The sequence below is a fragment of the Candidatus Nealsonbacteria bacterium CG07_land_8_20_14_0_80_39_13 genome, from assembly GCA_002779355.1.
In the GTDB taxonomy this organism is placed as follows: domain Bacteria; phylum Patescibacteriota; class Minisyncoccia; order Minisyncoccales.
The window spans coordinates 1-9,543 of sequence record PEWS01000002.1; the positions used below are offsets into that span (position 1 = coordinate 1).

Consider the following 9,543-nt stretch of genomic DNA (forward strand, 5'->3'; position numbering starts at 1 on the left):
ATTATCAGTTTCTGCGATAATTTTGCTAAGAAAGAAAAATTCATAAAAGACAAAAAAGAATGGAATGGCAAAGTAGAAGCGTTCAAGAAAGAGAAAGAAGATTTGGAGCTAAAAATCACATCGGCCAAAATCAATGCCATGGTCGCCAAGGAGAAGGTAGCGCAGGAAGACAAAAGGATTGCCACACAGATTAAAGAAGCTGAAGATACCGGCAAAAGAGTGGAACCAAGCGGTTTCTGAAGAGCATCGGAGCTTTCGTTTAAGAACGAAAGCCTTTTTATTTGTCCATTGATCTTTGGTCATTGGATTTTGTCCCCCTTTTTTTCTTGTAAAATGGGGGGGTTTCAAGTACAATAAAATCATATGAAGATAGGAATTGATCTCGGTACGGCGAATTCTTTGGTATTCGTCCCTAAAAAAGGGGTAGTTTTGAACGAGCCATCTGTGGTCGCTGTTTCAATTTCTGAAAATAAAATTCTGGCCGTAGGGAACGAGGCCAAAGAAATGACCGGCAGGACTCCTGATACGATTATGGTCTATAGGCCCCTTAAAGACGGCGTTATTGCTGATTTTAGGGTAACCCAGGCGATGCTTAAGTATTTTATTGATAGAGTGTCCGGTTTTTGGAAATTCATCAAACCCGAGCTTATTATCGGTGTTCCGGCCGGGATAACTTCAACCGAAAGAAGAGCAGTCATTGAAGCGGGAATGAATGCCGGAGCCAAACAGGTTTTCCTGGCCAAGGAGCCGATTTTGGCTACCATCGGCGCCGGAATTCCCATAAATTCCTGTTCCGGCAACATGATAGTTGATATTGGAGGAGGGACTTCGGAAGTAGCGGTAATCTCCTTAGGAGGAATAGTAACTTGCCATTCTTTAAGGGTTGGCGGGGATAAAATGGATTCGGCTATTTCTGATTATATAAAAAGAAAATATAATCTGGCTGTCGGAGAGCAAACAGTTGAGGAATTGAAAATTAATATCGGGGCGGCTATTCCTCAAAAAAAATATCCCGCTCCTGTAGTTAATGTTCCTAAAGACAAGAACGAAAACCTTCCTGATGACAAAGAAAAGACAATGGAAATAAGGGGTAGAGATTTGATTTCCGGATTACCCAGAAATATCGTCATTTCCGGCAATGAAATCTGCGAAGCTATCATAGACACTTTGATGGAAATAGTCCAGACGATAAAAATCGTTTTAAGAGACACCCCGCCGGAATTATCAGCTGATGTAATGGATAAGGGATTAGTTTTATCAGGCGGAGGAGCTTTGTTGAAAGGATTTCCCGACCTTATCGCCCAGCACATAGGAGTTCCTTGTTCCGTGGCGGAAGAGCCATTGCTCTGCGTTGTTAAAGGAACAGGCGTGATGCTGGAGAATCTGGATATTTATAAGAAAAGCTTAATGAGCAAGAAATAGTATGTTGATCGGCCATAAAAAACAGCAGGACTTTCTGGAAAGAATAATCGCTTCAGGGAACATTCCTCACGCCTTAATGTTTGTCGGGCAGGAGAAGTTGGGGAAAAGAACATTGGCATTGGAATTCGCCAAAAAACTTTTAGGCAATGACTCCAGCGGGCAATACCCGGACCTGATACTGATTGAGCCGGAAGGAAAAGACATTCAGATTTCCCAGATAAGAGAATTGAGCAGAAAACTTTCCTTAAAACCTTATTTTTCCTCTTTCAAGGTGGCGATTATAAATGACGCTTCTTCAATGAATTCTCAAGCCCAGCATTCATTTCTGAAAACATTAGAGGAGCCGAAGGGAAAAACAGTTTTGATTTTAGTAGCTGAATCGCTGAATCTTTTCTTTCCGACCATTGCTTCAAGGTGCGAGATGATCAAATTTTATCCGGTGACGAAAGGGGAAATAAAAGATTTTTTAAAAACGCAAGAATTATCAGCCGAGGAAATTGAAGACATTATTAAGCTTTCCGCCGGTCGTCCGGGAGAAGCCGTTGACCTCGCCGTTGATAAGTCAAAATTAGAAAAGCATAGGCAGGCGATAGAAGAGCTTAAGGATATTCTCAATTCAAATTTAGGTTCGCGATTTAGATACGTTAAGGACTTGGACAAAGAAAAGGAAGAAGAGGGAGCGATAGACGCCAAAGGAATCCTTAATGTCTGGCTGGGATTTTTCAGAGATATGTTATTATTTGAATTGGAATATCCGGAGAAAAAAAATAGTTTTGGCTATTCTGTTCCGAAAATAGAGGATATTATTAAAAAAACGCAAGAAATAATCTTTTTGACATCATCTACTAATGCCAATAAAAAATTGGCTTTAGAGACCCTGATGTTGGAATTTTAAAATCTATGGCTGAAGTTTATCGTCAAATTATTGAAAAAGTAAAACCGGAGCTGGCGAAGGTGATGTCTTTTTTGGAAAAAGAATTGGCTAAGTTGAGAACAGGAAGAGCCAGTACTTCCTTAGTGGAGGATATTATGGTTCCTTGCTTTGGCCAGAATCTTCCTTTAAAGCAATTGGGAGCTATTTCTATTTCGGAACCGAGGCAGATTGTCATTCAGCCTTGGGATAAATCATATATTGAGCCTATAATAGGAGCTTTTTCAAAGCAGAATATGGGTTTGAGTCCTGTTGTTGATAAGGATGTTATTCGCATTAATCTGCCCCTTGTTGATGAGGAATACAGAAAGAATATCGTCAAGATTGTTTCCGAAATAGAGGAAGAAGCGAAAAAGACCATCAGAAAATGGAGAGACGAGGCTTGGGATGAAATTCAGGAAAAATTTAAAGAGGGAATCGTCAGGGAAGATGATAAATTCAGGGGCAAGGATGAGCTTCAAAAATTGATAGACGATCACAACAAGAAAGTTGAGGAGGCAGGGGAGCGGAAGAAGAAAGAAATAATGTTCTAAATTTCAAATGTTTGTCTCCATTATCATTTTTATTTTAATATTGAGTTTACTAATTTTCGTCCACGAGTTGGGGCATTTTGTTTTTGCCAAAATGACAGGGGTAAAAGTGGAAGAATTCGCCATAGGCTTCCCTCCGAGGATTTGGGAAAAACAAAAAGGAGAGACTCTTTATTCCATCGGCGCCATTCCTTTCGGTGGGTTCAATAAGCTTTACGGGGAAACCAGCGAAGTTGCCCAAGATAAGGATAGAAGTTTTTCAGGCAAGCCGGTTAGAGTGAGGGCGCTGATAAGTTTCGGCGGAGTTTTATTCAATGTTTTACTGGCGACTGTTATTTTCTACTTTATTTTGTCTTCCAGCGGTTTTCAAACAAAACAATTTCTTATTTATGATTTTAAATTCCCTTTCGGTCAGCAGGAAAATTTTATAGCCACCGGAGCTGTGGTTAAAAATTCTCCGGCCGAAATAGCCGGGATTGAGCCGAGAGATTTGATTCTTCAAGTTAACGGCAAAGAATTTAAAAACACAAGCGAGTTTATAGAGTTTATACAGGAGAAAAAGGGAAAGGAAATAAATCTTGTTTTAAGGAATGCCATTACGAATGAAAACAAGAATATAAATATCGTTCCGCGAATTGAGTATCCTGATAATCAAGGGCCGTTAGGCGTCTCTTTGGGAAATATCGCTCAAGTAAGTTATGTCAGTCCTGCGAATAAGATTTTTTCCGGATTCTTGCACTCGGCCAATATTTCCGTTTATTCTTTTTCCGGCCTGGCTTATTTTATAAAAGAGTCATTTCAGGAGAAGAATATTGCTCCGTTGGCATCTTCTGTTTCCGGACCAGTCGGCATTTTTTCTTTAGTGGACACAGCTTCTAAGATGGGATTTGCCACCTTAATGAATTTGACGGCTGTAATCTCTTTGGCTTTGGCGATGTTTAACATATTGCCCATACCGGCCTTAGACGGCGGTAAGTTGGTTTTCTTGGCGATTGAAGCTGTGGCGCGAAAACCGGTTCCTCAAAAAATAGAAGAAAATATTACTATGTTTTTCTTCGGTTTGCTTATTCTGATGATGCTGGCCGCCACCTTCAACGACCTCCACCGTTTCTTTTAATTTTATTCATAATTTATAATTTACCACTATGAGACAATCGCAATTGTTCACGAAAACTAAAAAGGAGGCGCCAAAGGACGAGGTAAGCAAGAACGCCCAACTATTAATACGAGCCGGTTTTGTTAATAAAGAATTAGCCGGCGCCTATGCATATCTGCCATTGGGCATCAGGGTTATTAATAAAATTTCAAATATAATCAGAGAAGAAATGAATGCTGTGGGAGGGCAGGAGTTGATTATGACTGCCTTACAAGATAAAGAGACATGGGGAAAAACCGGTCGTTGGAGCGATGATGTTGTTGATAATTGGTTTAAAACATCATTGAAAAATGGGACTGAATTGGGTTTAGGATTCAGCCACGAAGAAGTGTTGGCAAAATTGATGAAAAATCATATCAGTTCTTATAAAGATTTGCCGATTTACGTATATCAAATACAAACAAAGTTTCGCAATGAGGCTAGAGCGAAGTCTGGATTAATGAGAGGCAGGGAGTTCATGATGAAAGACTTGTATTCTTTTTCCAGGAGTAAAGAAGACCACGAAGAATTTTATGAAAAAATGAAAGAAGTATATATGAAGGTTTTCAATAGGTTGGGGATGGGGGACAAAACATACATTACAATTTCTTCCGGCGGTTCATTTTCAAAATATTCATATGAATTTCAAACATTATCAGAGGCAGGGGAAGATGTTGTTTATATTATTGACGAGAAAAAAAGAATAGCCATTAACAAGGATGATTTTAATGATGAAGTCATAAAGGATTTTGGGTTAAGTTTGAACAAGGATAATTTGGTGGGCAAGAAGTCAATTGAAGTCGGAGATATTTATACATTAGGATATAAATATTCCGAAGCGTTTAATTTAACTTACAAAAACGAAGAAGGCAAAGATGAGTTGGTGTTTATGGGTTCATATGGGATGAGTCCATCCAGACTGATGGGCGCTGTTGTGGAGTTAAATAATGACGAAAAGGGCATAATTTGGCCGGAGACAGTGGCTCCGTTTAGGATTCATTTAATCGCCGTCGGCCAAGATCTTAGCATTAAAGAAAATAGCGATAAAATTTATGAGGGTTTAAAAGCTCAAGGAATTGAGGTATTATACGATGATAGAGAGGGGGCGAGCGCCGGAGAGAAATTCGCTGATTCTGACTTGATTGGAATTCCTTGCCGAGTTGTGATAAGCAAAAAAACATTAGCGGAAAACAGCGTTGAGATTAAGCAAAGGAAAGAAAAAGAAGTAAAACTGGTAAAAATAGATGATTTATTAGAGGAAATTTAATTATGCTGAAAAAACTCTTTTCTAAATTTTCCCAAGATATCGCCATTGATTTGGGGACTGCCAATTCGCTTGTTTATGTGAAGGGAATGGGGATTGTTATTGTTGAGCCTTCGGTGGTGGCTGTTAATCAAAAAACAGGGCAGGTTTTAGCTATCGGAGACGAGGCCAGAAAGATGGTCGGAAGAACACCGACTTATATTGTCGCCACCAGGCCGTTAAGGGGAGGAGTTATTTCTGATTTTGAAGTTACGGAACAGATGTTAAGGTATTTTATTGAGAAAGCCCGCAAGCAAAGATTTTTCTTAAGTCCGAGGCCGAGAGTTATCATCGGCATTCCTTATGGCGTGACTGAAGTGGAAAAGAAAGCGGTTATTGATGCCGGAAAATCAGCCGGAGCAAGAGAGGTCTTTCTGATTGAAGAACCGATGGCAGCGGCAATCGGAGCTCGTCTTCCTGTCCAAGAAGCAGGAGGGAATTTCATTATTGATATTGGGGGAGGAACAACCGAAGTCGCCATTATTTCTTTGGGGGGAATAGTTTTGGCTAAAAGTTTAAGGGTGGCAGGAGACAAGCTCAATGAAGATATTATTAAATTTGCCCAAGAGGAATACAAATTACTGATTGGAGAGAGAACGGCAGAAGCTATTAAAATGGGCATCGGTTCGGCTATTTCCATGGGGAAAGTAGATTTGGAACAGCATTCCAAGGGGAAAAAATCTTCCAATTCGCGGGAGATGTCTATGAGGGGCAGAAATTTAATCACCGGATTGCCTGAAGAAATTATGATTTCGGAAGAGGACGTAAGAAGGTCAATGGAAAAATCAGTTAAACAGATTGTGGCTGAAGTTAAATTAGCCGTGGAAGAAACTCCGCCGGAATTATTGGCTGATGTGATGGCCAATGGAATATTTCTTTCCGGAGGAGGTTCTCTTTTAAGAGGTTTGGATATTCTGATAGCTAAGGAAACAAAAATTTCAACAAGGCTGGTTGATGACCCGATGACGGCTGTGGTCAGGGGAGCGGGAATAGTTTTGGAGAACCTTGATGAATTGCAAGAGGTGCTGGTGGGCACGGAAAATTTAGAACCGCCCAAGTAAAAAACATGATAAAAGAGGAAGAGGTTAAACATATCGCTGAACTTGCCAGAATCGGCTTAAGCGATGAAAAAATAGGAAAAATATCAAAAGAATTTTTGGAGATTTTGAATTTTGTGGAGAAATTAAAAGGAGCTGATGTTGACGGGGTTGAAGAGGCTGACCATTCAATAAAAGTAGCCAATGTTATGCGGGAGGATTTGGCCATCGATGTCTGTGGAATTAAAGAAACAAATTCGGAGAAATTATTAAAAGAAGCCGGAGAAAGGGAAGGCGATTACGTGAAAGTGAAATCAATTTTCCCAGCCATAGGCTGGTCCGCCTTTGGCGGATAAATTTCCTAATTTTATGGATTTGAAGGAATTAACAATTTCTAAAATTAACAAAGGCCTGTTGGATAAAGAATTTTCCTGTCGGGAAATTTGTCAAGCTTATTTGGGAAGGATAAAAGAAAGAAATAAGGATGTTTTTGCTTTTCTTTCTGTGGATGAAGACGGCGCTTTATTGCAGGCAAAAAAGGTGGATGATTTGATTAGGGACGGTAAAGAGATTTCTCTTTTGAGCGGAATTCCTTTGGCCATAAAAGACAATATCTTGGTTGAGGGAATGAAATGTACAGCCGGCTCAAAGATTTTGAAAAATTATAAAGCTCCTTATGACGCTACGACAGTAAAGAAACTTAAAAAACAAGAAGTGATAATTTTGGGAAAAACAAATTGCGACGAGTTTGCTATGGGTTCTTCAACGGAAAATTCCGCTTTTGGAATAACTAAAAATCCCTGCGATTTAGAAAGAGTTCCCGGCGGTTCGTCGGGCGGTTCAGCGGCTGCCGTAGCTGATGATATGTGCGTTTGTTCGCTTGGTTCAGACACGGGAGGTTCAATACGTCAGCCGGCTTCTTTTTGCGGTATTGTTGGGTTAAAACCGACTTATGGAGCGGTTTCCAGATACGGTTTGATGGCTTACGCCTCTTCCCTTGATCAGATCGGGCCGATGGCCAAGACAATAGAGGATGCAAAAATTATTTTTGAGGCAATCAAAGGAAGAGATAAGATGGATTCCACTAGTGTAGAATTAAATCCCAAATTAAATCCAAAATCCAAAATCCAAAATCTACGGCTTGGAATTCCCAAGGAGTATTTCGTGAAAGGGATGGATGTTGAAGTGGAAAAAGTTGTTAAAAATGCCATTGAGAGCTATAAGAAAATGGGGGCAGAAATAAAAGAAATCAGCCTTCCTCACACCGAATACGCCCTTCCTGTTTATTATATAATAGCGACATCTGAAGCCAGTTCTAATTTAGCCAGATATGATGGAATTCGTTTTGGAAAAGAAGATTCAAAAGACGGCAGTCTTCTTGAGCATTATTTGCGGATTAGGGGGGATGGTTTTGGCGAGGAAGTCAAGCGGAGAATAATGCTCGGGACATATTCTTTGTCGTCAGGGTATTACGACGCTTATTATTTGAGGGCTCAAAAAGTAAGGACTTTGATAAGGCAAGATTTTGAAAAGGCTTTTAATGAAGTTGATTTTATCTTAACTCCGGTTTCTCCGACTACAGCTTTTAAAATAGGAGAGAAAATAGAAGACCCTCTTTCAATGTACCTTTCTGATATTTCTACAGTTTCAGTTAATTTAGCAGGATTGCCGGCTCTTTCCTTTCCTTGCGGAGAAGTTAATGGATTGCCGGTCGGACTTCAAATCATCGGGAAACCTTTTGAGGAAAATAATATTTTAGATTTAGCTCAAAGATATACATTATGAATACTGATGTTTCAACAATAGTTGACGGAATAATAAATTTTAATTTTTCGGCAATAATCCATGGCGTTTCCGGCTTTTTGAACAGCTCTGATTTTTTTGTTTTGCTTTCATGGATAAAGGTAATTTTTATTTCAATTTCTTTGTTCTTTGTCGGAATTATAATTTACGCCATAAAAGACGGCGAATACATAAGAGCTCTTTTCTGGACAGACGTGGTGGAATTTTTTACCTACAGGCCCTATGGATCAAGCGATATTTCCAAGGATTGGAAGGGTGTCAAAAAAAGATTGAAATCCGGTCAAGGTTCGGAATATAAGTTAGCCATCATTGAAGCAGATATCTTTTTAAACGACGTTTTGAAAAAAATGGGTTATAAAGGAGAGACATTGGGCGAGATATTGGAGAGCATAACATTAACCACTTTTTATAATATTGCTGAAATTAAAAGCGCCCATAATGTCCGCAACAATATTATTCATGACCCGAATTATACTTTGACATTAGAGAATGCTGAAAAAACAATATTCGCTTATGAAGAAGCTTTAATCGCCGTTGAAGCTATTTAAGCCTGCCCGCAATGTTTCGCATAGCGATGCGCAGGCGGGCCATTTTTTTGCGTAAAATCGCTGATTATGGTAAGAATATATTCAGCGGGGTAGAGAAGTAGTATTCCGCTGTAAGCGGAACCCATAACAACATGGACTATATTACTTATATTCTTTTTAGCTTAGAACATGATAAGTATTATATAGGGCAAACCAACGATCTTGAAAGAAGATTGAACCAGCACAATGACGATAAAAAATCTTGGACGAGGAAATATAAGCCATGGATTGTTGTATATAGAAATACACATTCAGTAAGAGCGGACGCGATGAAAGAAGAGAAGTATATAAAATCTTTAAAGAACAAAGAGAGAATTAAACAATACATATCGGGTTGGAGGAGTAGTGTCTTATGAGAAGCGAATTTTGTAAGATATAGTTGATCAAATAATATCATAAAAATTGCGCGAAAATAAAAACATTAGACGAATTTTTTTTTGCGTAAAATCGCTGATTATGGTAAGAATATATTCAGCGGGGTAGAGAAGTAGTATCTTGCGAGGCCCATAACCTTGAGACGTCCGTGCAATTCGGGCCCCCGCTACAAGCATCGGTCGGTGTAGCTCAGCGGTGGAGCAAGGTCTTCATAAGGCCGAGGTCACTGGTTCGAATCCAGTCACCGGCACAACACGTAAATTTTAATGGGGGCGTAGATCAATTGGTTAGATCGCATCCTTGTCACGGATGAGGTTGCGGGTTCGAGTCCCGTCGCTCCCGCCAATTTTCAAAATTCGGATTTTGGGCGATTGTTGCCTCGCCCCGCCAGAGGCGGGGCTCGGCTTTGGCAAGGATTTT

11 protein-coding genes and 2 tRNA genes are annotated in these 9,543 nt (G+C 39.8%); all 13 read left to right on the top strand.

Annotated features, from left to right (window positions below; genetic code table 11):
• On the top strand, positions 1 to 240 hold a 240-nt coding region (locus tag COS96_00130; GenBank protein ID PIU44212.1), incomplete at its 5' end, for a hypothetical protein.
• A gap of 123 nt (positions 241 to 363) precedes the next feature.
• Positions 364 to 1,422 carry a rod shape-determining protein gene (locus COS96_00135; GenBank protein ID PIU44213.1) on the top strand — a complete coding sequence of 353 codons (1,059 nt, stop codon included), beginning with the start codon at positions 364 to 366 and terminating at the stop codon, positions 1,420 to 1,422.
• 1 nt (position 1,423) lies between these two features.
• The gene (locus COS96_00140) at positions 1,424 to 2,317 is read left to right on the top strand and encodes a hypothetical protein (protein PIU44214.1); all 894 of its coding nucleotides are present in this window, start codon (positions 1,424 to 1,426) and stop codon (positions 2,315 to 2,317) included.
• 5 nt (positions 2,318 to 2,322) lie between these two features.
• Positions 2,323 to 2,886 (top strand): ribosome recycling factor, encoded by a 564-nt coding sequence (locus COS96_00145; GenBank protein PIU44215.1) that lies wholly within the window; start codon positions 2,323 to 2,325, stop codon positions 2,884 to 2,886.
• A 7-nt stretch (positions 2,887 to 2,893) separates the two neighbouring features.
• Positions 2,894 to 4,000, top strand: coding sequence for a hypothetical protein (locus COS96_00150; protein ID PIU44216.1), 1,107 nt, complete (start codon positions 2,894 to 2,896; stop codon positions 3,998 to 4,000).
• Between the two features lie 28 nt (positions 4,001 to 4,028).
• On the top strand, positions 4,029 to 5,285 hold the full coding sequence (locus COS96_00155) for a prolyl-tRNA synthetase (protein ID PIU44217.1): 1,257 nt from the start codon (positions 4,029 to 4,031) through the stop codon (positions 5,283 to 5,285).
• Positions 5,286 to 5,287: 2 nt separating this feature from the next.
• Positions 5,288 to 6,382 (top strand): rod shape-determining protein, encoded by a 1,095-nt coding sequence (locus tag COS96_00160; GenBank protein ID PIU44218.1) that lies wholly within the window; start codon positions 5,288 to 5,290, stop codon positions 6,380 to 6,382.
• Positions 6,383 to 6,387: 5 nt separating this feature from the next.
• Positions 6,388 to 6,714, top strand: a complete 327-nt coding sequence (gatC, locus tag COS96_00165) for an Asp-tRNA(Asn)/Glu-tRNA(Gln) amidotransferase GatCAB subunit C (protein PIU44219.1) — start codon at positions 6,388 to 6,390, stop codon at positions 6,712 to 6,714.
• 13 nt (positions 6,715 to 6,727) lie between these two features.
• Positions 6,728 to 8,143 (top strand): Asp-tRNA(Asn)/Glu-tRNA(Gln) amidotransferase GatCAB subunit A, encoded by a 1,416-nt coding sequence (gene gatA / locus COS96_00170; GenBank protein PIU44222.1) that lies wholly within the window; start codon positions 6,728 to 6,730, stop codon positions 8,141 to 8,143.
• The gene (locus COS96_00175; protein ID PIU44220.1) at positions 8,140 to 8,709 is read left to right on the top strand and encodes a hypothetical protein; all 570 of its coding nucleotides are present in this window, start codon (positions 8,140 to 8,142) and stop codon (positions 8,707 to 8,709) included. The genes gatA and COS96_00175 overlap by 4 nt, the downstream gene beginning before the upstream one ends.
• A gap of 131 nt (positions 8,710 to 8,840) precedes the next feature.
• Positions 8,841 to 9,104 carry an endonuclease gene (locus COS96_00180; GenBank protein ID PIU44221.1) on the top strand — a complete coding sequence of 88 codons (264 nt, stop codon included), beginning with the start codon at positions 8,841 to 8,843 and terminating at the stop codon, positions 9,102 to 9,104.
• Between the two features lie 197 nt (positions 9,105 to 9,301).
• Positions 9,302 to 9,376 (top strand) — tRNA-Met (locus COS96_00185).
• A gap of 15 nt (positions 9,377 to 9,391) precedes the next feature.
• Positions 9,392 to 9,468, top strand: a tRNA-Asp gene (locus tag COS96_00190).
• The last annotated feature ends 75 nt before the right edge of the window (positions 9,469 to 9,543 follow it).